Annotated in this window: 19 protein-coding genes, 1 tRNA gene and 2 pseudogenes; 6 read left to right on the top strand and 16 right to left on the bottom strand. The window is 60.0% G+C overall.

Annotated features, from left to right (window positions below; translation table 11 throughout):
* Positions 1-2: 2 nt before the first annotated feature.
* The 7 genes from ACI0FO_RS26765 to mdtD form a co-directional block, all read right to left on the bottom strand.
* Positions 3-1,367 (bottom strand): type II and III secretion system protein family protein, encoded by a 1,365-nt coding sequence (locus ACI0FO_RS26765; RefSeq protein ID WP_416031656.1) that lies wholly within the window; start codon positions 1,365-1,367, stop codon positions 3-5.
* Entirely contained in the window at positions 1,364-2,215 is an 852-nt protein-coding gene (gene cpaB / locus ACI0FO_RS26760) for a Flp pilus assembly protein CpaB (protein ID WP_416031655.1), read from the bottom strand. The genes ACI0FO_RS26765 and cpaB overlap by 4 nt, the downstream gene beginning before the upstream one ends.
* Positions 2,212-2,958 (bottom strand): hypothetical protein, encoded by a 747-nt coding sequence (locus ACI0FO_RS26755; RefSeq protein WP_416031654.1) that lies wholly within the window; start codon positions 2,956-2,958, stop codon positions 2,212-2,214. The genes cpaB and ACI0FO_RS26755 overlap by 4 nt, the downstream gene beginning before the upstream one ends.
* Positions 2,955-3,590: a pilus assembly protein gene (locus tag ACI0FO_RS26750; protein ID WP_416031653.1), complete on the bottom strand. Its 636-nt coding sequence runs from the start codon at positions 3,588-3,590 to the stop codon at positions 2,955-2,957. Before ACI0FO_RS26750 ends, ACI0FO_RS26755 begins: the two co-directional genes overlap by 4 nt.
* A complete protein-coding gene (locus ACI0FO_RS26745; protein ID WP_416031652.1) occupies positions 3,587-4,996 on the bottom strand; it encodes a pilus assembly protein TadG-related protein in 1,410 nt (469 codons plus the stop codon). The genes ACI0FO_RS26750 and ACI0FO_RS26745 overlap by 4 nt, the downstream gene beginning before the upstream one ends.
* Positions 4,993-5,259, bottom strand: coding sequence for a hypothetical protein (locus ACI0FO_RS26740; protein ID WP_105559780.1), 267 nt, complete (start codon positions 5,257-5,259; stop codon positions 4,993-4,995). The genes ACI0FO_RS26745 and ACI0FO_RS26740 overlap by 4 nt, the downstream gene beginning before the upstream one ends.
* Before the next feature lie 430 nt (positions 5,260-5,689).
* Entirely contained in the window at positions 5,690-7,084 is a 1,395-nt protein-coding gene (gene mdtD, locus ACI0FO_RS26735) for a multidrug transporter subunit MdtD (protein WP_416031651.1), read from the bottom strand.
* 135 nt (positions 7,085-7,219) lie between these two features.
* Here mdtD and ACI0FO_RS26730 point away from each other — a divergent pair, with 135 nt between their 5' ends.
* Complete coding sequence (locus ACI0FO_RS26730) at positions 7,220-7,513, top strand: hypothetical protein (RefSeq protein WP_416031650.1); 294 nt, start codon at positions 7,220-7,222, stop codon at positions 7,511-7,513.
* Positions 7,514-7,808: 295 nt separating this feature from the next.
* Here the strand turns inward: ACI0FO_RS26730 and ACI0FO_RS26725 are convergent, their stop codons facing one another.
* Complete coding sequence (locus tag ACI0FO_RS26725; RefSeq protein WP_416031649.1) at positions 7,809-8,246, bottom strand: putative quinol monooxygenase; 438 nt, start codon at positions 8,244-8,246, stop codon at positions 7,809-7,811.
* Between the two features lie 1,850 nt (positions 8,247-10,096).
* Between ACI0FO_RS26725 and ACI0FO_RS26720 the strand changes: the two genes are divergently transcribed.
* Complete coding sequence (locus tag ACI0FO_RS26720) at positions 10,097-10,429, top strand: hypothetical protein (protein ID WP_416031648.1); 333 nt, start codon at positions 10,097-10,099, stop codon at positions 10,427-10,429.
* A 369-nt stretch (positions 10,430-10,798) separates the two neighbouring features.
* Here ACI0FO_RS26720 and ACI0FO_RS26715 read toward each other — a convergent pair whose 3' ends face one another.
* Positions 10,799-12,754 (bottom strand): autotransporter outer membrane beta-barrel domain-containing protein, encoded by a 1,956-nt coding sequence (locus tag ACI0FO_RS26715; RefSeq protein WP_416031647.1) that lies wholly within the window; start codon positions 12,752-12,754, stop codon positions 10,799-10,801.
* A 942-nt stretch (positions 12,755-13,696) separates the two neighbouring features.
* Between ACI0FO_RS26715 and ACI0FO_RS26710 the strand changes: the two genes are divergently transcribed.
* Together ACI0FO_RS26710 and ACI0FO_RS26705 are read left to right on the top strand one after the other, a co-directional pair.
* Positions 13,697-13,912, top strand: a complete 216-nt coding sequence (locus ACI0FO_RS26710) for a hypothetical protein (protein WP_416031676.1) — start codon at positions 13,697-13,699, stop codon at positions 13,910-13,912.
* Positions 13,913-14,192: 280 nt separating this feature from the next.
* The gene (locus ACI0FO_RS26705; RefSeq protein ID WP_416031646.1) at positions 14,193-16,208 is read left to right on the top strand and encodes an acyltransferase family protein; all 2,016 of its coding nucleotides are present in this window, start codon (positions 14,193-14,195) and stop codon (positions 16,206-16,208) included.
* A 68-nt stretch (positions 16,209-16,276) separates the two neighbouring features.
* Here the strand turns inward: ACI0FO_RS26705 and ACI0FO_RS26700 are convergent.
* From ACI0FO_RS26700 to ACI0FO_RS26685, 4 genes and pseudogenes are all read right to left on the bottom strand, one after another.
* A protein-coding gene (locus ACI0FO_RS26700; RefSeq protein ID WP_416031645.1) for an IS3 family transposase occupies positions 16,277-17,418 on the bottom strand; the annotation gives its coding sequence in 2 pieces (ribosomal slippage) (positions 16,277-17,166 and positions 17,166-17,418; 1,143 coding nt in all).
* 80 nt (positions 17,419-17,498) lie between these two features.
* Positions 17,499-17,768, bottom strand: a pseudogene (locus tag ACI0FO_RS26695) (integrase core domain-containing protein); the annotation flags it as partial.
* Positions 17,660-18,205, bottom strand: a complete 546-nt coding sequence (locus ACI0FO_RS26690; protein ID WP_416031644.1) for a hypothetical protein — start codon at positions 18,203-18,205, stop codon at positions 17,660-17,662. The pseudogene ACI0FO_RS26695 and the gene ACI0FO_RS26690, both read right to left, overlap by 109 nt.
* Positions 18,206-18,435: 230 nt before the next feature.
* The gene (locus tag ACI0FO_RS26685) at positions 18,436-18,630 is read right to left on the bottom strand and encodes a hypothetical protein (protein ID WP_416031643.1); all 195 of its coding nucleotides are present in this window, start codon (positions 18,628-18,630) and stop codon (positions 18,436-18,438) included.
* 124 nt (positions 18,631-18,754) lie between these two features.
* Between ACI0FO_RS26685 and ACI0FO_RS26680 the strand changes: the two genes are divergently transcribed.
* Positions 18,755-20,791, top strand: a complete 2,037-nt coding sequence (locus ACI0FO_RS26680) for an acyltransferase family protein (protein WP_416031642.1) — start codon at positions 18,755-18,757, stop codon at positions 20,789-20,791.
* Between the two features lie 13 nt (positions 20,792-20,804).
* On the opposite strand, the pseudogene ACI0FO_RS26675 reads toward ACI0FO_RS26680, so the two are convergent.
* A pseudogene (locus tag ACI0FO_RS26675) lies at positions 20,805-20,942 on the bottom strand (tail fiber assembly protein); the annotation flags it as partial.
* Positions 20,943-21,053: 111 nt separating this feature from the next.
* On the opposite strand from ACI0FO_RS26675, the gene ACI0FO_RS26670 reads away from it, so the two are divergent.
* Positions 21,054-21,341 (top strand): tyrosine-type recombinase/integrase, encoded by a 288-nt coding sequence (locus tag ACI0FO_RS26670; RefSeq protein WP_416031675.1) that lies wholly within the window; start codon positions 21,054-21,056, stop codon positions 21,339-21,341.
* Between the two features lie 15 nt (positions 21,342-21,356).
* Here the strand turns inward: ACI0FO_RS26670 and ACI0FO_RS26665 are convergent.
* Both ACI0FO_RS26665 and rpoD read right to left on the bottom strand, forming a co-directional pair.
* Positions 21,357-21,435: transfer RNA gene (locus ACI0FO_RS26665), tRNA-Ile, on the bottom strand.
* 9 nt (positions 21,436-21,444) lie between these two features.
* Positions 21,445-23,721, bottom strand: coding sequence for an RNA polymerase sigma factor RpoD (rpoD, locus tag ACI0FO_RS26660; RefSeq protein ID WP_416031641.1), 2,277 nt, complete (start codon positions 23,719-23,721; stop codon positions 21,445-21,447).
* Between the last annotated feature and the right edge of the window lie 16 nt (positions 23,722-23,737).

Below are 23,737 nucleotides of genomic sequence, written 5' to 3'. Positions count from 1 at the left end.
TCTTACTCCCGAAGCAGGGTCCGCGCCGCGTCGTCGCCGGCCGCCCATTGCGAACCAGCCCCCGAATAGGGATCCCACCCGCCAGCCGCCGACGGCACCGTGGTGCCCAAACGGGGCGGCTGGGGAAACGTGGCGTCCAACACCTCGCGTCCACGCCGTATCCGGTCCGCCATGGCCGGTTCGTTTTGCGAAACGATCTTGGGCGTGACGAAAATTGCCAATTCGGTTTCGCGCTGCTGATAGCGGCGCGACGAAAATAGCGCACCCAGGATGGGAATGTTCTGCAGCCACGGCAAACCGGTGACTTCCTCGCCTTGTTCCCGCGACAGAAAGCCGCCTATCACTAGCGTGTTGCCAGAGCGCACATTGAATTCGGTGGACGCGCGCCGCGTGCGCAACGCCGGCCCGCCCGCCACGCTAAGCGAGGCGTCCACCGAACTGGCCTCCACCTCGATCAACGAGCGGATAATCCCATTGCGATCGATGCGTGGCGTGATGTTGAGCGATACGCCATACGGTTTGAACAACGTCGTGGGATTGCCGCGCGAATCGGTCGACACATAAGGCACTTCCCCGCCTGCCAGGAAGGTCGCGCTGGAGCCGCTGCGCGCAAGCAGTTGTGGTTGCGCCAACATCACGGCCTCGCCGGTTTGCGCCAGCGCGGCGATTCGAGCGGACAACAACGCATTGACGCCGAAATAACCTGCAGCCGAGGATACCGGCCTTGCGGTCTCGATTACCGATTCTCCGGGCCGGGTCATCCTGCCCAGCGCCCCCGCGTCCCAGGCCAAGCCCGCGTTCACTCCCCCTTGCGTCATGCCATCCCAGCGCACGCCGAATTCGCGCAACCTGGAGGTGGGAATCTCGACCACCTGCACATCCAGCAACACCATGCGGTCCCACCCCACCTGCCCGGTGAAGTCCAGCACCGCGGGGTACCGTTCAGCCAGGGCGACGATACGGGATCTGTCGTCATCGGATAAATCATCGCCTTCGATCAAAATGCGCTCGCCCACGCTTGTGCTGCGCGCACCCGGGATTCGGGCAAGCAAGGCCTCGACTTCGGCGCGCAAGCGCGGTGCGCCCGCGGCGACGACCCGCATTTCGTAGGCGGTCGGCTGTCCCTTCGCGGTCCAGACATGCACCGAAGACACGCCCTCCGCGCGGGCAAAGATCACCACGTCACGGCCTTCCGCCGCCACGGCGCTAAGCACTTGCCCATTGCCGATAGCCACTCTTTTCACGCCGGGATGCGGTAGCACGCGCGTCTCGCCCACTTGAAGCTGCAACACGTCCATCTCGGCCCACGCGACGGGCGTCCACAAACACAGGCCCATGGCGCCCAGGACCAACACGATGCGTCTCATGGCTGCCCCGTTTCGAAGGGGGCCGTCACGGCACGGCCTTGGGGGACAACAAGGGCTTGCGCATCCAACCGGTCGCCGTAAAGGATGCTTACGCCTGGGACGGGCTCTGGCTCGGGATCCAGGCCGACAAGCGACGCTAAATCCGTCTGGGCGGATGCCTTCACGGCGGCCGCATCATCACGGTGGCGCAGCATTGCCGTCAGCGTGCCCGCCTGTCTGGCCGCGATGAAGCGCACTGCTTCGTCCGGATCGGCTGCTAGCGTAATGGTGCCCACACCGACGCCGTCGGAATCGGCCTCTGCCCCCACGGTCAGCACTCGCATGCCCTGCAGCAACGGCACCGTGAGTTCGCGCTGACGATGTGAAAAGCTTACATAGATGTCGATCAGATCACCGGCGCGCAGCATCTCGGCCAAGCCGCCGAGATCGCCCGCGGCAACGGTAAGCGCTCGTTGGCCGGACCGAAGCCTGGAAGCTAGCGCGGGCGCCGGCGGGGTGAAGGTCAGGTGCGTCTTCAATACGGGCTCGCCGTGCGCCACTTCCGCCGCCAGGGTTGCACCGAGCAGGCTGCCCAGATCCAAGGGATCCAGACTGGCGCTGGAGGCCCATTGCACGGGGATTTCGCGCACTGCCAGATGCATGTCTTCCAACCGCGTGCCCGCAGGCAAGTCATAGGCCGCAACCAGGCGTTCCACGACCGGCGTGCGGGCTTGCGCCTCTAGCGCCTGCACGCGTTGCTGCACGTGCTCGCGCACCGCCCACGCCGACACCAGGCCCGCCGTCAACGCCAGGCCATAGACGCCCACGCGGCGCAACCGCTGCACGCCATGAATAATCAAGAGCTTCATGACGCCCATCCCCTGACCCGCAGACCACTGCCGGAATCCAGCGGCACCACCGAAATCCGCAGACGGTGGCTGCCCCGTGCCCAAGCTTGCGCCATGCCGTCAGCGGCCTGACGCCGCCATCCATTCTGCAATAGGCGTGCGTCCACCACGGACATCATCCGCGCCGGTGTGAACACATGCTGCCAGATGCGTTCGGTCACCCTGACGCCCTCGTCCGTGACGGAAAAATCCAACCGCAACCGTGAACCTTCCGGCAACCACGGCGGCACGGGCAATTCCCGCCCCGATGCTTGAGATGCCGCCAGAAAGCGAAGCGTGGAGATACTGCCAGCCGTGCGCCCAGAACCGACGTCCTGCATCTGCACCACCCATTGTTCGCCGCCGATCGTGCCGGAAAGGACCAACTGCCCGGGCAGCACGTTCAAGTCGACCAACCCCGGTTGCTGCCCCGACAGGTGGCGAATCAAGTCCGGCACTTTCATCGGCGCGTCAAACACAAGGACCTCGGCCGGGTATCCGTATAGCCACAACCGATCGGCCAGCAGCGCATGACGCGCACCATCAGGAAGCCGCAGCCGGCTTAGTGACGACGCGCCGGATTTGGCCACCGTTTGATCATCCAACGCCGGCGCGGCTATCAGCCCCGTTGCACACGCCATCAAACCGCCGGCCAGCATCAGCCGGCACGAATCAGCAAAGGCGCGCCCCTTCCAGCGGCAGCACGCAAGCCTGTACGCGTTCATCGATTTTTCCCCCCACGTCTGCCCAACCGGTCCGCGGGCACCACGTCTTCCCACGCCGACAGCCAGTCCGTCGACAACGAAGACCTGCCCCACGGACCGTCCATGCGTTGCGCTAGCGCCCCCACCCGACGCGCCTGCGTCAGCGACCCGCGCTCAGCCTGTCGCCAAGCGGTGGGCGCATTGGCGATTCGACGACGCGCATCGGCATCCCCGTCGGCATGCCCTGCACCTATCGCCACCCGGGTCTGGCGGATGATCGGCAGCGCGAACACGGCATCGACGCGCAACGGCGCGGCCTGTGCCTGCACCGACAACAATTGCAATCCCACGCCAAACCACTCATCCTGCAACGCACTCAAGCCGGGCATCGCGATACCTCGCAACGTCTTGGCCTGCCTTGTCAGCACCATAGATGCGTAAGACCCATTCGGCGCCAGCGGCTGCCCCAGCGCTCCGGACATCACCGCCTTGCGGCTGGCCTGGGACATCTGCTGCGCGGCAAATTGCAGGCCGCCGATGCCCGCCACGGCCCAAACCATCACCGCCATTAGCGGCAACAGCAACAGCGCTTCCAACATGGCTTGGCCTTGCTGACGAACGATGCGCCGTTTCCTCATTCGCATCATCGTCATGGCGATCTCCTGGCAAGCAAGGCTTCCTGAGAATTGACAGCGGACAAACGCGCTTGCCAATAAGGCCGAAACAACGTGGCGAGTTCGCCGCGCCCGTCGGCGCGTTGTTCGGGCCGCAGGAAATAGGTCTCTGCGGCGCTGGTTACCGTGATGGCGCCCGTCCGTCCCACGCCTCCGTACTGGAACAGGCCGCCTGGCGACGCCAGCGCGCTGCCCGCATCCGTGGTTTTCAACACACCGCCCGCAAGGCTTACTTCGACCGCAAAGCGCAGGGAATCGCCCATGCGTGACGCGGCAACCTCGCGAAACGCGGGTAACCCCCTTCCCGGCCATCGCTGCGCGGATGCCATCGCGTAGGAATTGGCCATGGGATTCGTGATGCCGCTGACCAGGTCCCACGACGTCGATTGCTCTACCCACCGCCAGAAATCTTCTTGCGAAAAGTCCACGGGCGGTTCTTCAACGTATTCCACGCCTTCAGGCGCCTTGCTCTTCTGGCCTTGCACGGTGCCCCATCCCATTGCGTACTCCCGGTAGTAGCAACCGATCCAGCGGTTGGACCGCAGGGCATGGAATGACTGCGTGTCCAAAGCCCCCCACCGGCCATCCGGCCCAAGCCAGGTCGACCCCCGACGGCGTAGTTCGTGGCGAAAGAACGGGCAACGAGTACTGACCGGCCATGGGTTGCGCCGCGTGTAGTTTCTTTTCTTCAGGAACCCGAAACGCTCGGCCGCCTGCTCGACCGCCGGCCGCAGGCCCGATTTGCGGGTAGCGAGGCGGCGTTCAATGAATCCCGGCCATGCGTCCGACAGCATCTGCAGCGTCAACGCTTGCGCGCCGGCGCTTCCCTCCGAGTCGTCTTCCGAGAAATTGGCGACAAGCACCTTGCGCATGACACGGTCGCGGGATGTCGGCAGATTGGCCATGGCGGACGCCGCAGCCGTGTCCAGCACCTGATACACAACTCGATCATGTTGTGCGAAGGCGCCGGCCAATCGCGCCTCGGCGTCCGGCAGCGCCTGGCCCGCCCGATAGGCCAGCCCCATGTCGGGGCCAAACAGCATCGCGATCAGGCTGACGGGTGGGTTGCCACGGTTGCGCTGTCCCTGCAACGCGCGGCCGTACTGCGCGGACGCGGCCAGCGTCACCAGATGCGCCATCGCAACCTGATGCGCAATCTGCGTGCGGTTGACATACGCGATGGCGTTAAGCGTGCGCGCTTGTTCAAGCGCGCCGCTATAGGCGGCCGCATCCGCGGCGTGCGTCAGCCGGACTCTGCCTTCGACGGTCTGGCCCAGGTTGTAAAGCACAACCAGGGACACCACGGCGACCGTCACGATCAGCATGCCCAAGACCAAGGCTTGGCCATGCTGACGGGCGGCGTGCGTACGCCCCGGCAGCGTCACTTCGCATCCGCCGCGTTGCCGGTAAAGGACTTGAGCGAACGCGCCTTGGTCTGAGCCGCAGCCTTCTGCGCCGCCTGCTGCGCGGCGCGGCTTTGCGTGCTGCCGTCTTCGCCCGCAAGTTCGCGGGCCATGGCGGCGGTTTGCGAACGCACGACTTGCCCGAAATACTGATAGACGGCGATAGCAGCCACCGCGACCAGCGCGACGACCACAATATATTCCGTCATGCCTTGGCCCAACTGACGCTTACGAATGCCCCACATAGCTGCTCTCCGATGCATTGAATGTGGGACTCAGTGTCGGTGCGGCAGGCAGGGGCGACAATTCGCAGATGCCGAGGCGGGCAAAACGGGCACGGGTGCATTGACACTCCGGAATACCGCTGCCCAGGCGGCAAGAGAGTCGGTCGCGCAGCCTCATGCCACAGGACATTCCTGGATTAATCCCCCGACCTGGAAATCTTGTAACCCGCTAATTTTTCAGGGTTTTCCCTATTGTCGAGACCATACCCCGGCAGTAGATTGGAGTTGCCGGGCTGTCTGACACCCATCGCGTGCGAAGCCGGGCAGGAGCGCCTCAGACTCATCTTGAGCTGGGGCGCTCTTCCATTTCTACGCTAGTTTTTCGCGCGTCCCGCGCATTTTCCGCTTAGGTTCATGACCCGTTCCGCACCAGGTTCGGCATACCGCAAGCCTAGCCGGCCGCCGGTCGATTGTCTGCGGGGCGCCCCAGTTGCGACATGTCCAATCGGCGAAACACCCAGGCCGACAACAGCGTAATCACCCCCACGCAGACGAAGCTCAGCGTGAATGCGCGGCCCAGGGCTGCCTGGTTCTCGCCCGAGAACATGCCGACCAGGCCTCCCCCGATCGTCACGCCCAACCCGATGGCCAACATCTGGATCATCGAAAACAAGCTGTTGCCGCTAGCCGCGTCCCGCTTGCTCAAACCTTTCAAGGTCACGCTGTTCATGGCCGCGAACTGCATGGAATTGGTCGCCCCAAACAACGCAAGCTGCGCCACCTGGAGCGCGAGCGGCCACCCGGCAGAAATCGCGGCGAAGGAAACAATCGACGCGCCTACCAGCAGCGTGTTGACCAGCAAAAAGGTGTCGTATCCGTATCGACGCACCAGGGGCGCAATCCAGGGCTTGGATATCGTGCCGGCAATTGCGGCGGGCAGCATCATAAGCCCCGACTGCAACGGGCTATAGCCCAGTTGCAATTGCAGTAGTAGCGGCAGCAGGAACGGCACGGCACTGCTGCCGATGCGGCAGGCCAGATTTCCGACCAGTCCCACACTGAAATTGGGTTCGCGAAACAGCCGCAACCGGAAGAGCGGATTTTGACGCTTGCGGGCATGGACCACATACAGCAGTACGGTCAACACGCTAAGCGCGAACAAGCCAGCCGACCAGGCCATGCGCCCATCACCCGCAGGCAGGTCCAGCCCCAGCGAAAACGACACCATGCACAGCGACAACAAGGTGCAGCCCAGCACATCGAACGGCGCCACGTCAGACAACGCGTCTTCAGGCAAGTATCTCCGCACCGCGAGCAAGCCCGCAATTCCGATCGGCACATTGATCATGAAGATCCAATGCCAGCTTGCCACTTGCACCAGCAACCCGCCCAATGTCGGGCCAAAAATAGGACCGATCTGCCCCGCGATCGACACAAAAGCCAAAGCGGAGATGTATTGATCGCCTGGCACCGTGCGCAGCACCGCCAAACGGCCAATCGGCAACAGCATGGAACCGCCCACGCCTTGAACCACTCGCGCGATCGTCAACTGCGTCAAGGTCTGCGCCATGCCGCAAAACACCGACCCTGCCGCGAATATCAAGATCGCCGCCAAGTACACCCGGCGGGTGCCGTACCGGTCTGCCAACCAGCCGGAGGCCGGCGTCAGCATGGCCATTGTCAATGTGTACGCCACCACGACGGGCTTGAGCGCAAGCACGTCCTCACCCAGGCTGCGCGCCATGGACGGCAGCGCCGTGTTGACGATCGTGGTGTCCAGCGTCTGCATGAAAAAGCAGGCCGCGACGACCCAAAGCAGGGCCTGCCGGGATGAAGGTTTAGCCATGCGCAAATCGTACTGCGCGAATGCCGACGGACCGCTGACAGGCAGCGCTATCCCATCGCCTGCCGGATCCCAAAGAAAGGGAATGGCCCCGTTTTTTTGTGGAATATACTGTATATACAAACAGTGTTTTTCATCATGCCGTTCAAAGCCCCCCTCACCCACGCCGACCTACGCAACATCCGCGAGCGCCAGCCCTGGAACGCCGACGTCATCGCTCTGCTATGGGAGGTCAAGCGGCTCCGGTCCGTGCTGCTACGCGCGTATCAACTCTCGGCCGACCTGAAGCGGCCAGCCGGCGTGACCGGTGAACTCTACGATGATTTCATGAAGGGCTTGCGGGATGAGCCCTGTGTCCACGAACGGGACGGAATGACCGCATCATTGCTGGAAGTGTCGGATAAGGTCAGCAAGGGTATGGCGCCGCGCTAGGCGTCATCGCCGCAATGCAGCATCCCTTCAAGCGTTCGCACCCACCTGACATTCCCGTTCCTCGCCATATCCGAACGGCCAACGCCGCTTATTCGGCTCGGGTGACGGTTTCTCACTATTCATACTCGACATCCAATTTTTGAATAACGGAATCCTAGCCGTTTATTCGTAACAGCAATGTAAGGGTTCGCAATGATGCCCTTCCGCATTCCCGCTTCACGCCGCCGCAAGCATCCCGAGCGAAACAGCCGCTATTGCCAGCGGCTGCCCGGGCGCAGATTAAGAAATCCCCGCTTCAGGAGGAGACTTGCGTCAGAAACTGCAACCGGATCGGCTCCGCCAAAACGCTGTCCATTTGGGCTTCAAAAGCTTGAAAGTAGGACGTCGCGAAGTGCGCATCCAACGCAGCCTTATCGACGAAAGCTTCGCGCATATAGAACGTTCCCGGCTGATCAGTGAGTTCGAACAACACGTAGTCCAGATTCCCGGGCTCCGCACGCGTTGGTTCTATCAACGCAAGCAGCATTGATTTCAGAATTTCCGCCTTTCCGGGTTTAGCCTTCAGAATAGCGATGGATACGAGCTTTTGGTTGCTCATGGTGCCTTTGTCTTTGGAGGATACCGCAGCGTCTAGCGCAGCGCTGCGGACGGGTTGTTGAGCCGAGATAGGAGTGGCCAGAGTCGTGCTCCCCGCGCTCAATAGCGACACGGCAATCAGACGTCCAAGCTGCATGAAGATCCTCTGTAGCGGTGTCCTTATATCCCATGTCGCAACTATGACTCGGATTTGAACGGTGATGGAGAGTCCCCAGTATCTCTGAACAAAAGCGAGCTTTACACACCCCAAAAGAGAAAGCACTTTCAAACGAAAATTGAAAGCCCGTTGCCCTAGCCCATGAAGATCCCTACGCGCCAATCAGTCGCGATGCTGGGAAAGCGGAAGCCCACAACGGCCTGATAACCCCGTCGCGGCGGCTTCTGCGAGCTTGCAGAACCAAACAGGCCTTTTCGCCGTAGTCCCGCGCATCCAGTCATGCTGAAATCTGTCCGCCACAAACGGCCGGCCCCGGTGGCAGCCTCGGCTGCAATTTCATTGGGCACCTAGCGCATCAGGCGCTGTGTAAGCAAGTCGTGCCGGGCATGCTAGGAATGATGGAAACGTCCAATAAGCAGCGCCAGGGCATGCCCCCTAAAAGAGAGAACTCCTATCGTGCGGCAGGGCTGAAGTCAGCGCCCAATCGAGCGCTGTCCATAACCTGTCGAACGACGGTAGGCCTCTGAATGACATCCAAAAATCATTCCAAATTCCGGGTGATGGATGCCAGCTTCATTCCATGGCTCCATCATCGCTCCTTTGGGACGCTCCTACAGGACACTTTCGCGCTCGTTATCTCCAGCTGAAAGCGGGTAGATAGAAAGCGAGCAAACCGCACTTGATCCCGCATCAATTCTAGATGCAGGATCGTTGGATCCGATTGATTAACGAGGAGCATAAGCACCTTGTTTTCAATATTCTCAAAAGGGAGGAGCGTCATACGCGGATGCCGAGTAGGCCAGTTCAACAACACCAGCCGCCCTCCTGCCACCTCCCATGCCTCAGGCCTTTGTTTGCGTACGGTCTCGAGGATGTTTGTCCGCAGCTGTTCGGGGCTAGCCGTCACAAGGAGGATCATTTCGTCTCAAAGGAATAGTTCGGTGCCGAATTCTTCCATAGCCCTTAGCGAGCGATAATCAAGGACGGCTAATACGGCACATAAGCGGCGTATCCGAGACAGATCAACGTAAATAATGAGACGACCCCTTCTATTCCCATAGCCCTGACGCGACGGCTTCGGAGGTTATCGTCCGTTGCACCGAGCCGGTCAATAACGCCTGCTTCCATCTCACTGTTCGCTTGGCAGAGCCCCACGCAGATCGGAATGCCTGATTTCTTTGGGCAGCGCTCTTGGGTCGGAATGGCTGATCTCGATCTTAGCGTCGATGATGCAGCAGATTCTCAGCCAATGGCCGAGTAAGGGACGATCGATTCAATGACGAATTTTCCAGCGCGTCCGATGCAACATCAGCAAGTCAATGCTATATTAATCGGCAATCCGATGTCGCTGGGTATCAGAATTCCGATATACAGGTATTTGGATAACGCCTTCGCTCCGCTCGCCGAGTAGCGAAACTTAAACAGGCCGCCGCCAAAAAGCCGGATGGCTCAGCCCACGCTGTCCGAGTTGGAGAATGACGCATATCTTCCGTCAACGTTCACCCCACGGCTGGCGCATGCCTATGGGGTGTCCGCACGTTGGTTCGCCGACGGCGCGGCCCTGGTTGAAGTCCCCTTGCAGTCACGCAATGATCAGCCGCTGGATTGGGTTACCGCCACCCTCCTTAGCGCATATTGGAGGCTGCTCGGATGATCATCGCTGGCGAGTTGATCCAACCGCCTCGACACTAAAAGCACTTAAGAACCCAGCGCCCTTTTGGCTTACGAAAGGCGATTTACGCGTAGTGAAGTCGTAGCAGAAAAAAATTTAGCTCGCTCATGACTAAATGTTTCTATTAATTTTAACTAGTACGAAGGAGATTTGAGGTATGGCACTTATCGCTTGTAGGGAATGCAAAACCGCTGTGAGTGATCAAGCGTTGAAATGCCCTTCCTGTGGATTTCAGTTGCGCAAACCGAAACGTAGTTTCATCGGCAAGCTGTTCAAGCTACTTTTCATCGCATTCAACATCCTCATGGCCTTCTGGCTTGTCACGGGCATGGGAGCAGCGGGCGAACAGATTTCGTCGGCCACGTCTGAAGCAGGGCGCGCCGGGGCCACCATCGGGACCGGCATCGGCGCGTTCATGGTCCTTACGCTGTGGGTGATCGGAGACGTCATCCTTGGCGCCCTGGTCTTCTTCACTCGCCCCAGAACGTAAGCGATCCCTGTGCTGCATAACCGCCCGAAATGGGCGGTTTTTTTTGGCGAACAAAAAAATACCAGTAAGCCGATTGGCGGTTGATATTGATTTGCCGATATTTTGGCCCGAGCTTCCGATCAACAACAAAGGCGGAACACCAACCTGTTCGATGGCCGCAATACGGTCGCCTTTGGCGAAGCCTTGAATGGCGGGCCCAGACTACTACTGTAGGCACTGGCCATCTGCGCTTTCACGACCTGCGGCATAGCGCAGCGGCGCCATGATTAACGCCAAGGTCAACCTCTACACGGGTCGGGGCAATGCTCGGGCACGAGTCAGCAGCAGTACACAGCGCTACCTACCTCGGATATCAGGGCTGCTATAGGCTCAGAATTGCCAGCGCACTTCTATGCGTCCGGTATGGTCCTGGTTGGCGCTGGCGTACTGACCAGCGTAGGCTACGCCGATGGTGGCGCCGCGACTGACGGCTAGGTCGGCACCCAGCTCCACCAATGCCGCGTCGCGGCTGATCGGCGCGCCAGTAACGGTAAATGCCTGGCCCGCGTCGAATGCCAAGCGCGACACCGGCGTCAAATCGCCGAACGCGTGCCGCCATCCTAGGCCTGCCGTCACCGAGCCCGCCATCGTACCCAACGTCACGGCCTGCTTGCCCCTCAGGCCGAGAGTCGTCGTGGTGGTGTCGTTCTTGCTCGACTCCCCCGACAAGGCTGCGCTGCCGCCGGACTCGCTGAAGCCGCGCAAGCGCTGGCCTGCCCAGGCGATGCCGGCGTAGGGTTCCAATGTCAGGCCGTTGACTGCACCGACGGCGTAGCCCAACTCCGTAAAGACCTGTGTGGTGTTGCCGTCGTAGTCCGCCGTCAGAGTCTGGTCCAGCCCACCCGAGCCGATCTGGCGACGGGTGTGGATGTCATGCCAGGAATATGCCGCGCCCGCCAGCACGTTGAGCTTCCCCGCGCCAAGGGCGAAGGCTTTGCCGCCGTACAGAATTGCGCTATAGCTGGAAATGTCGGCCCGGGACGCGCGGTCGTCCACTGACAGCCGAGAATCTGTATAGCCCACCGCGCCGCCAAGCCGCCAGCCGCCGCCGAAGCCTCGATCCGCACCCGCAATCACACCACCGGTATGCTGGCGCGCCGCTGCGTTGTTCCCGGTAGCGCCAGTGTTTTGCCAATTCCCTACAAGTTGAGCGCAGGCCGGACGTGCCTGCGATACAGGCAATGCCGAGACCGGCGGCGCCGCATCGCTGACACCTGCAGCCGCCGTCGGCGCACCAGCCGCGCTGCCGGCGGCCAGGTTGCCACGCAACTGGTCCAACGGAGTGTTGCGTACCGTGCCCGAGAGGTTATTCAGGCCGGATGCCACGGTGGCATGCGCCTCGCCAGAAAGAGCCGAGAAGAAGCCTTGCGGAGCGCCAACCGGTAGGCTGATTGCCGCGCCATAGAGGCTGTTTGACGCATGCATCGTTTCAACTGCATTGGCCACCGCCCGTGCGTTCTTTCCCGACACAACATCCGCGAATCGCAAAAGGGTACCTCCGCCCGGCGCTGGACCGATGACTCCGGAATCGCCTGGAGTGCCAGGGTCAACGGGGGTGCCAGGATCGACGGGGATGCTCGGATCAACAGGGGTGCCCGGATCGACGGGCAGGGTGATCTTGCGGTTCAGTGTCAAAGTAACTGCTTTGTCGTCCGCCGAGTACGACAGCGACGGCGTAAGGTAGGCCAGGTCGCTAGTTGCGCTGGCAAACCGCGAGCCTCCCAAAGTGCCCGCCGCGGTCAATACGACTTGGCTGAACCGCTCGCTGTACGCGCCTGGCTGCGCCCGCACCTGAACCGTGGCGCCCGTCAGCACCGCCCGCCCGCTGACGTCCAGCCTGTCGAAAACAGTGGGCGTGGCCCGCACGGAAAACACCCCGCTTGTACCGAAACTCAAGCTACCACCAATGGCGGCGGTGGCGGTCGATCCGCCGATGAACTGCAGCCGGTTGCCCGTACCAGACAGCACGACGTTGCCGGCCGTGACAGATCCTTGTCCCAACGCAAGGGTATTGCCGTTGCCGGACATCAGGATCGCCTCCGCACGGCTACCGTCCCCGCTGACCCCGGCCATGATCGTGCCGTGCTGGACCACCACACTGCCGTTGCCGCTCACCCGCACCCCGACGCCACCCACGCCTGTGGACCCGATTGAGCCGCTGGCGCCACCGTTGCCGCCACGAATGTCGCCTGTATTGGTCAGGCGCTGGTTGTCCTTCATCAGCGCTACCCCGATGCCGCCATCCCCCCCACGACCGGAAATCGTCTTGGACTGACCATTGTCCATGCAGGTGATCTCCCCCCGCTGCCGCCCCCGCCACCCCAGATCGCCCCCTGATTCTCGATCTGCCCGCCTGGACCCTCGACCGAAAGTCCGAACCCCCCGGCGCCGCCACAGGCATCGAACGGATTGGCGCTATAGGACGGCAGACCGGTCGCATCAATCGTGCCTCCTCCCCCGCCGCCGCCGCCTCCGCCACTCACGACGACGGCGCTACCAGTGCTGAAACCGCCTGTGACCATCGCGTGATCTCCCGCTTCGCCGGCACCCCAAGCGTCCAACCCGCTATCCCCAACGAACCCGCCCCAGACACTGATTGGCGAAGAGGCTCTGCCGTTTCTACCTGGATTGCCGTACGCCCCGCCATCGCCCAGAGACAAGGGCCCGCCTTGGGACGCGCCCCCTGGTGATGTCGGACCCGCTCCCGTGCCGCCCGCGCCAGCCGCGAAAACGGGATGGACACCACAGACCGCGATCGCAGCCAGCGCCAGTGTCAACGGCAAGGGATATAGACGCTCTGATGCCATCGACAATCCTGGATTCAATTGTTATTAAGGAGCGTTAGTAGAGCCTGGGGGCAGAAGGCTCAAATTGATGTCAGGCATCTGTAACCGCGGCGAGTGCCACGGCCCCCGCTCGCCCTCAGCCGTCGCCCCTCCCGCTAAACGGTGACTAGGCGATGATCGCTTGGAAGGGTCGACGGTGGGCGCCTACCTGATTTGCCGAATGTAGTGGACGGCCTGAGCAGCGGGAACGACGTTGCTGCCATCTGGTACCGCACCGGCACCGCCGTTATATCGGTCAAGTATGGCGGGTTCCGCACTCCCCCCTTGCCGCTGCGGCCCTATGACCTTGGTTCATGGTTTTGCCTCGTTTACTTGCGGTGGGCATTTGTCTCGAACTGTAACAGAACCTAGCGCGCTGGCCGGCATCGCGTTCTCGACCTTCGTGGAAGCTGGCGAGGCTTTGCTGCGCGTCATCCGTGAGCGCCAGTCATGGAACGCCGACGTGATCACCCTTCTATGGGAAGTCGAACGTCTGCGCTCGGTCGTGCGGCGCGCCTACCAGCTGTCTGGCGACTTCAAGCGGCCGGCCGGCATCACCGGAAGCATCTACGACGACTTCATGCAGGCGTTGCGGGAAGAGCCTTGCGTACCCACTTAAGATATTTCCGATGGTCGACGTATTCCGCGCGGTTGCTTCCGCGTTGTGGGCCATGTCTTGCTCCATTTGCACGACGCGCGCGTGCAATGACTTGATGAGCGCATCGGACAGATGTTCGTCAGTCATGGCATTTCCTTTGAAGCGACAACATCGCGTCCCTATAGACGAAAAAAACCACTGAAGCGGGCTGGTTGACTTGGCTTTCGCGGACTTCTCTTACAATCCGTCATCGTGACCACTCGTCCCGAAAGCCTTTGGAAGAGTCAGGAGAAATTCAGCAATGGCATTGCCACAAGAAAAGCCGGGATACCGAGCGGATATAGACGGCCTTCGGGCAGTCGCCGTTCTCGCTGTGGTGGTGTTCCATCTAAACAAATCCTGGCTGCCTGGCGGGTTCGTTGGAGTCGATATCTTCTTCGTAATTTCAGGATTTCTAATTACAGGAATTCTGTCGCGAAAGATCGAAAGTGGGTCGTTTTCGTTTGCGGACTTTTATTTGTCCCGCGCTCGTCGAATCCTGCCCGCAGCGTATTTCTGCATTGCCATCACGCTCCTGATGGGCACCATTTTCATGTTGCCTGCTGATGCGACCACGCTCGCGGCCTCGGCCGGTCTGAGCACGATTTCCGCGGCAAATTTCTACTTCTGGAAGTTCCTGGACACCAGCTATTTTGCGGCCCCGTCCGAGACTATTCCGCTCTTGCACCTATGGTCCCTCGCCGTGGAAGAGCAGTTCTATCTGTTTTGGCCTCTAGTGCTATTGGCAGCCTTCCATTGGACGAAACCAGCCACACGAATCATCATCTTCGTCGTAATGATGGCGGCCAGTTTTTACGTTGGGCAGGCTTTCCTACAGACTGACCCCTCGTTTTCCTACTACATGCTCCCCGCCCGAGCGGGTGAGCTAATCATAGGTGCGCTGACATATTTTTCGGTCAACCGGGTTGGCCGTCTACCCCATGCGTTGTCCGAAGTCATGGCTATCATTGGCGCGGCACTTGTGGCGTTCTCCGTCGTCTTTCTGAGTGAAAGCAACGGATTTCCCGGATACGCTGCTGTCCCACCGACCCTTGGCGCCGGTTTAGTGATTTTGGGCGGGACGACGCGGCCCACATTGGTAAGCCGCGTCTTGGGCCTACGCCCGCTCGTCGCAGTGGGCCTCGTTTCGTTCTCTTTGTATCTCTGGCACTGGCCAGTCATGGCGTTCTACCGCTATGCGTACGGTGCGCCAACCCCCAAGGGCTACATTACCTGCGTCCTTCTAATGGCGTTCATGACGCTGGTCTCGTACTTTTTTGTCGAACGCAAATTTCGCACAGCACGTAGTGTGACTTTCTTGAGGCCATCACTCAAGTTCGCAGCAGTTACTGCCTTCCTCGCCTCAGTGTCGCTCTATGTATTCATGACGGGTGGGGCCAGCACTCTCGCCAAACCAGTCGACTACGTAGCCAGGCTTAATGCTCTGGACCAAGATACAAAGCCCGCAGGAAACTACGCCTTCAATTGCCAGATGGCAACCTTCGCTCCAGTAGTCCTAAGAGAGCCACGCTGCATTCTGGGCGACAAAAGCGCTCCTGTTAAAACCCTTCTATGGGGAGACTCGCACGCAGCGCATTTCGTTGGATTCTTCAAGGCGGTCGCTGAACAGCAGCACGTCGCGATACGAAATGCGTCCGTATCGAGTTGCCCTCCCATATTCAAAAATTCACGCAGCTACACAATCGCCGCGATTAGGCAGACTTGCGCGGATTTCAACGATGCCATTGAAAGGGATCTCGACTCTTACGACACTATCATCCTCGGCAGCCATTGGTTCGGAATTGACTCTGGCAACGCACGCTCGGACATTGAAGCTACCGTGGCAGAGGTGAGCGCACGTGTTCGCCAGGTAATCGTGGCACTAAACATTCCAATTTTCCCCACGTTCGATCGTCAGTGTGACCGCAAGGCTCTCATGATCCCCGGCATAGACTGCCACTTGGAGCGAGAGAGAGACGTCGGGTTTGAAGTCAGCATCAACCGATTTCTTTCAACCATGGCAAGGAAATATCCCAACGTAACTGTTTTGGATGCGCGCGACTATCTATGCGATGAGAGGAGCTGTACGCCCCGGTTTCTCAACCAATCAGCGTACTTTGACGGCATCCACCTAAGTCTTGCAGGCTCAGAACGACTCGGCGTAGCGGCTGTAGCGAAGGGCCAACTCCCCTTTAATCTGCGGCTGGAATCCTATCAAAGAGGCACTAACCGGGTCGACCCCGATTCGATCAGTGCTCAACTCAAACGCCGGGAATAGACTGACCCTAACCCCGAATTAGTCCGGATCAGAAGTAGAGATTTCCGGCTAGTGACCCTAACCCCGAATTAGTCCGGATCAGAAGTAGAGATTTCCGGCTCATTGAGGTTAGTACTTTGGCCGCTGGCCAAGTGCTGGCGCGCGTATTCAGCAGGTGCCTGCCACTTCAGCGCGGAGTGGGGACGAACCTCGTTATAGTACGTCCGCCAGGCGTCGATTTTCTCCTTGGCGTCGGCAAATGACAAGAACCAGTGGCTGTTCAGGCATTCCTGACGGAAGCGGCCATTGAAGGATTCGCACTGCGCATTGTCCGTCGGCTTGCCGGGCCGGCTGAAGTCGATTTCCACCCCGTTTTCGTATGCCCATTTGTCCATGGCTTTGGAGATGAACTCGCTGCCGTTATCGGTTTTGATGACGCGCGGCAAGCCACGCAGTGCGCATACGCGCCCGAGCGTCGCCACCACATCGCCACCCCGCAGGTTTTGCCCAATGTCGATGGCCAGACACTCTCTGGTGTAATTGTCGACCAGAGTCAACGCACGCAGGCGGCGACCATCGAACAATTGGTCCATGACGAAGTCCATGCTCCAGATGTCATTGATGGCTTGCGCGACCGCTTTGGGTTGGCGACGTTGCGCCGACTTATTGCGCTTGGGGCGCTTGTGCCGCAACGACAAGCCTTGTTCTCGATACAAACGGTAGACCCGTTTGTGGTTGTCTCGATAGCCTTCGCGGCGCAGCATCACGTGTACACGCCGGTATCCGTAGTGAACGCGCGTATGCGCTATCTCGTGGATTCGCATGACCAGCGCGCCACTGTCTCGTCGGCACGATTCGTAGCGATACAACGACCGGGAAATCATGACTGCGGCGCATGCCTTGGTCACGCCGACGCCGTAGCGCTTCATCAGATCATCCACGAGTACGCGGCGCCGCGAAGGCTTCAGAGCTTTTTTGCCAGAACGTCCTGCAACATTGCCTTGTCCAGCGACAGGTCCGCGACCAGGCGCTTAAGGCGATTGCACTCCTCTTCAAGCTGGCGCAGCCGTCGCAACTCCGAGGGGCCAAGCCCGCCGAATTTCTTCTTCCAGTTGTAGAAGGTCGCTTCGCTCACGCCCATCTTGCGGCAGACCTCGGGTACGGCCGTTCCCAGTTCGGCCTGCTTCAGCGCAAAGGCGATTTGCTCTTCGGTGTATTTCGATCTCTTCACGGCATGGCTCCTATTCCATATGGTGAAATCATGCCGGATTTCTCTAATTTAGATCGGTACTAAAAACTGGGTTAGGGTCACCGATCGGTGTTGTACTCGACCCGCCAGTTTTCGATCAAGTCTTTGGCCTGTCGCAGGGACAAGAACCAGTGCTCGTTAAGGCATTCGTCCCGGAACTTGCCGTTGAAACTTTCGATATAAGCGTTCTCCACCGGCTTGTCCGGTCGAATAAACGACAGCTTTACGCCAGCTTGGTAGGCCCAGGCATCCAAGGCTCTTCCGGCGAACTCCGGCCCGTTGTCCACGGTAATAGATCGCGGCAGGCCACGCATTTCAGCCAGCCGTTGCAGCAGGTCTGCGGATGAGGCTTTCCGGGCCGCCAAGTGCGGGCATACAGTTCCCATCCGCCCTTGGCATCTCCCACGGCCGGCAGGTTCCGAGCATCGGTCCACATGAGCAGGCGCGCGAAGCTTGCCGCCAGCACATCGTCCACCTCCAGCGCCGGATGAACGGCCGCGGCAATGGGACCAACTCCCTGGACCGTGCAGACGCGATAGGCATATTCGCGGCTGGCGGGGTGGGTCAGCACACCGCGCACGCCTCCGCCGCGTTCGAACTGCCACAGGCCGCGAGCAGGCCCGTCACCGATCCGCCGGCGGTGCAGGAACCGGCTTTCCTGTAGACCGATCGCCGGCAGCTTGACGCGCGCAGCCGGCGTGTCCATCTTGGCGGGCAGTAGTGCCAGCGCCGGCTTGATGACGGTCTTGGTGATTTCGGAAACGTTCATTGCTTCGGTGTCCTGATGCGCTTGGCCGTCACCGCGGCCACGTAGCAAGCGGCCGACGCGGCGAGCGAGGCATCGCCAGCACGGCCCAAAGCGTGAGATAGATGATGCTGTCCATGGTCATGCCCCTTTGCCGCGAACGCGGTCGATGACGGCCTGCCAGAGCGCAGGGATAGGCACGGCCTGTACCGCTTCCCATGCGCGCGAGACGATGGCCATGCCGAACATGCCCATCAAGAACCCGGCCAGTCCCTCGGGATCCCCAGCACTAACGACAGGTACGGAGAGACGTAGTAGGCGACCAGCGCCCCACTGACGGCCATGCTTACGCGTGCTGGCCAGAAACCTTGCAGGTAGCGCATGGATACCGCCGCGCCCAGCACGCCGGCGAACTTTGCCGCGAGGGCGTCGAAGTCTTGGATGTTCAATCGCGTCCCCTATAGACAAAAAAAGGCCCGTAGAAACGGGCTATGAGTTTTGCGAAGTTCTCTTACAATCCTGGATCGTGACAATTTTCCTATTCGTCATACGGAGCGTAGGAGCAGTTCTGCAATGGCGTTACCACAACAAAAACGAGAATACCGAGCCGATATTGATGGCCTCCGCGCGGTGGCCGTACTTGCCGTAGTAGTCTTTCACGCCTTCCCCAGCCTGCTGAGAGGAGGCTTTGTCGGCGTAGATGTGTTTTTCGTCATCTCCGGATACCTGATCTCCAGAATCATCTTCCGCGGCCTGCAGAATGGGAACTTCAACTTTGCGACCTTTTATGGCCACCGGGTTAAGCGGATTTTCCCAGCCTTGCTTCTGGTATTGGCCTCCTCGTTCGTCGCGGGCTGGTTCGTGCTGCTCCCGCAGGAGTTCACCCAGCTTGGCAAACATATCGCCACTGGCGCAGGATTCGTCCAGAATTTTGCCTTGTGGTTTGAAGACGGCTACTTCAACACGGTGTCCGAGCTCAAACCACTGATGCACCTCTGGTCGCTCGCCGTCGAAGAGCAGTTCTATATCGCCTACCCCATATTGATTTGGTTGCTTTGGCGAGCACGAATCAACTTACTTGTCAGCATCCTTGCCATTGCTTTTGTCTCATTCGCACTCAATGTGACAACCATCTCCACAGATTCGGTCAGGGTTTTCTTTTCCCCGCAGTACCGCTTCTGGGAAATTATGGCGGGTTGCATCTTGAGTTATATCCAAGTCTTTCGGAATTCATGGACTGCCGCCTTAGTACGGGCTTGTCGTAAACATGTGCCAACGGGCCAGCAAGGCGGCAGACTTAATGACCTCGCCTCGCTGGGGGGACTTTTCCTTATCCTCGCTACAGCAGGCGCGGTCAGCAAACAGGTGCTGTTCCCCGGATGGTGGGCACTACCTCCGGTTGTTGGTGCGTGTCTTCTAATTGCCGCCGGCCCTCAAGCGTTGGTCAACCGGACGATACTGTCGCACCGGCTCGCCGTGTTCTTCGGCTTGATCAGCTACCCGTTGTACCTTTGGCACTGGCCACTACTTTCGTTTGCCCGCATCGTTGAATCCTCCACTCCTAGCCCAGCCATCCGGGCAAGCGCGGTGGTCATTGCCATAGCGTTGGCTTGGCTGACTTACAGGTTCATTGAACGGCCGATCCGCTACGGCGACCGCCAGTCGTTTGCCACACCTGCACTTTGCGGTCTGATGATCGTTGTCGCTGGTGTTGGCTACGCGACAAATTTCAATGGCGGGTTCAGCTTCCGGCAAGAGCGATTGATTGAAGCCAACTCCCAGTTTGGCTGGGACGGCCTGATCTTCAACCAAGATTGCGCCAATGCATTTCCGCAATTGGCCGGCGAGCACTGCAATCTCTCGAAGCGCGCTGAACCAACGATCGCCCTTTTGGGAGACTCGCATAGCAATGCACTCTATCCAGGGCTCGCCAAAGTTGCGGATTCCAATGATGAAGTGATTGTCAATTTCGCCAGGGGAGGTTGCACTCCCTTCTTCGACGTATCCTCCTTCGAGCGAGGCAAGACGGACTATTGCGCGGACTATACGAATCGCGCACTGGCGTTTAGCGAAAGCCACCCATCCGTCCGTACGATAGTCCTCTCTTCCCGGGGCCCCTTGTACACCACGGGAAAGGGCTACAACGAGGGATATGATTGGGTACTGACGTCACCGGACGCGCCCAAGGCTGCGAACTTCAGCGAGGTGTTTGAAGCTGGGATGCGCAAGACCTTCTCGCGCCTGTCGAAGTCCGGCAAGACGATCATTTTTGTGATTGACGTTCCTGAAATGGGGTTCGACCCTCGCGCTTGTGTGCCCGCCCGCCCATGGTCGATTACGGGCAAAGCCAAGGAACCGTGTGCTATTCAAAGGTCCGAATACGATCAACGAAACGCTGCCTATCTGGCCGTCGTCGAAAAAGTCGCGGCGAACTTCCCAACTGTGAAGGTTGTCGACCCTAGCCGGACCCTCTGCGACGACGAATATTGCTGGGCCATAAGGAATGGGAAGCTTGCCTACCGAGATGACAACCATCTTTCTGTATATGGTTCGTCCATCGTTGCTCAGCAGATCTTTTCAAACGTCTATCACGGCGTGGCCGCTCGGTGAATTCGCAGCCGTATTAAGAGGGGGATACAGGCCACTGAACCCCCGCTGGATGCCCCTCTTGGTCCTCTGCGCGGTTTAGAAGCACTCGGTACATCTCCCACTGACGCAACAACGCCGTCTCCTCCTCTGTCGCAATTCCCAGTGAGGTTGAACCGCCTAGTGAACTAAGCGGCTTTGGTCATCACTTCCTTTGGAAGGGTGGTGACCAAAGAAAAAGCCGGCGGTCAGCCGGCGTCCGCGGCCTGGTCGTGAGCCCACCCAAATTAGTCAGATCGACTCGTCGATTCTCTCGGGCGCTTGCAAACAGGTTGGTATCACCGGGTTTCGTTTCCACGATTTCCGCCATACCTGGGCCTCACGGCATGTGCAGGCCGGAACCCCTTTGATGGTCTTGAAAGAACTGGGCGGTTGGGAACGGATCGAGATGGTGCAGAAGTACGCTCAACTCGCCCCGACCCATCTGGCCCACCACGCCGAGAACGTCAAGATTACGTCAATGTCGGCGCTGGAAACGAAACAGCCGCCATTGCTGGCGGCTGTAGTTGCCTGATTTCTCAGGACTTTTTGGTAGGCCCCCCGAGAGTCGAACTCGGCACCAACGGATTATGAGTCCGCTGCTCTAACCAGGCATGAGCTAGAGGCCCAGGAAATGATTACTGCCCTTCCAGGAAGCTCTTCAGCTTGTCGGCCCGGCTGGGGTGACGCAGCTTACGCAGCGCTTTAGCCTCTATTTGGCGAATGCGCTCACGCGTGACGTCGAATTGCTTGCCCACTTCTTCCAGGGTCTGGTCGGTGCTCATTTCGATGCCGAAACGCATACGCAGAACCTTGGCTTCACGCGGGGTGAGAGAGTCTAGCACTTCCTTGACCACATCACGCATGGAGCCGTGCAGAGCCGCGTCGGAAGGCGCCAGGGTGGACGTGTCTTCGATGAAATCGCCCAGGTGCGAGTCGTCGTCGTCACCGATCGGCGTTTCCATCGAGATCGGTTCTTTCGCGATCTTCAGGATCTTGCGGATCTTGTCTTCCGGCATGTCCATCTTCTGCGCCAGGGTCGCGGGATCCGGCTCGGCGCCGGTTTCCTGCAGAATCTGACGGCTGATCCGGTTCATCTTGTTGATCGTTTCGATCATGTGAACCGGGATACGGATGGTGCGCGCCTGGTCGGCGATCGAACGCGTGATGGCCTGACGGATCCACCACGTGGCGTACGTCGAAAACTTGTAGCCGCGGCGGTACTCGAACTTGTCCACGGCCTTCATCAAGCCGATGTTGCCTTCCTGGATCAGATCCAGAAACTGCAGGCCACGGTTCGTGTACTTCTTGGCAATCGAGATCACCAGGCGCAGGTTGGCCTCGGTCATTTCGCGCTTGGCCTTGCGGGCCTTGGCTTCGCCGGTGGCCATGCGCTTGTTGACGTCTTTCAGATCCTTCAGCGGCAGCACGACGCGCGTTTGCAGGTCGATCAGCTTTTGCTGCAATTCCTGCACTGCGGGAATCTGGCGTTCCAGCGTCTCGGCGTAGGGATGGCCGGCAGCGACTTCGTCCATCACCCACTGCAGGTTGGTTTCATTGCCCGGGAAGACCTTGATGAAGTGCGTGCGCGGCATGCCGGCACGGTCCACACACGTGTGCAGAACGGCGCGCTCAAGCTGGCGCACTTCTTCAACCTGGTTGCGCAACGTGTCGGCCAGCTTTTCGACCATCTTGGCCGTAAAGCGGATGCCCATCAGCTCGTTCTGGATGGATTCCTGGGCGCGCACGTAGATGTCCGACTTGTAGCCGTCCTTCTCGTACGACAGGCGCATCTTGTCGAACTGCTTGCTGACCTCGTCGAACTTGGCCAACGCCTTTACGCGCAGGTCTTCCAGCTGCTTGCTGGACATACCGCCCGCGGGGCCGTCGTCGCTTTCGTCTTCGTCGGCGGTAACGCCGGCGCCGGCGTATTCTTCGCCGTCTTCCGGATCCACCAGGCCATCGACGACTTCATCAATCTGCGCTTGGCCTTCCCGCACGCGCAGGATGTGGGCCAGGATCTCGTTGATGGTGGTCGGGCAGGCCGAGATGGCCATGACCATGTGCTTCAGACCGTCTTCGATACGCTTGGCGATTTCGATTTCGCCTTCGCGGGTCAGCAGTTCGACCGAACCCATTTCGCGCATGTACATGCGGACGGGGTCGGTGGTGCGGCCGAAATCGGAGTCGACGGTGGTCAGCGCGGCTTCGGCTTCGTCTTCGACGTCGTCGTCGTTGGACGCGACCGGCGCATTTTCGCTCATCAGCAGCGTTTCGGCGTCGGGAGCTTGGTCGTAGACCGCGATGCCCATGTCGCTGAACGTGCTAATGATGCCGTCGATCGCTTCGGCGTCAACCAGGTCGTCAGGCAGATGATCGTTGATTTCGCCGTAGGTCAGGTAGCCGCGGTCCTTGCCCAGCTTGATCAGCTGCTTCAGGCGGTTGCGGCGTGCTTCGTACTCTTCCGGCGTGACGGGGCCACGGGCGATCAGATCCTTGGGATCCGCCTTGCCGCGCTTGCCGCCGCGCTTGGGCGGCTTCAGGTCAGGCAGCACTTCGCCTTCGCCGTCCATCGTGTCGTCGAAACCATCGCCGTCGTTATTGGCGTTCTTGGCGGGGCGGCCCGGGCGGCGACCGCTGGGCACCGGACCCGAACGGGGCGCGCTGCCGCCCACCAAGTCGGCGAGCTTATCTTCAGCCTTCTTGGCGCGAGCCTTCGTCACTTTTTCGGGCTTATCAGCCGCAGCCGTTTTGGTTGCCTTCTTGGCAGCCGTCTTGGCAGCGGGCTTGGCGACCTTCACCGCCGTTTTGGCGGGCGCTTTTTCCGCCGCCATGCTTACGGCGCGCTTGGCCGCAGGGGCCTTGAGTTCAGCCGCATCAATTGCAGAGGAGGATTTGCCGGTGGATTTGGTCATAGTCGCTTCCGTGGTC

The organism is Achromobacter marplatensis, from assembly GCF_049060505.1.
Lineage (GTDB): Bacteria > Pseudomonadota > Gammaproteobacteria > Burkholderiales > Burkholderiaceae_B > Achromobacter > Achromobacter marplatensis_A.
This window is presented reverse-complemented; position numbering and strand designations above follow the sequence as displayed.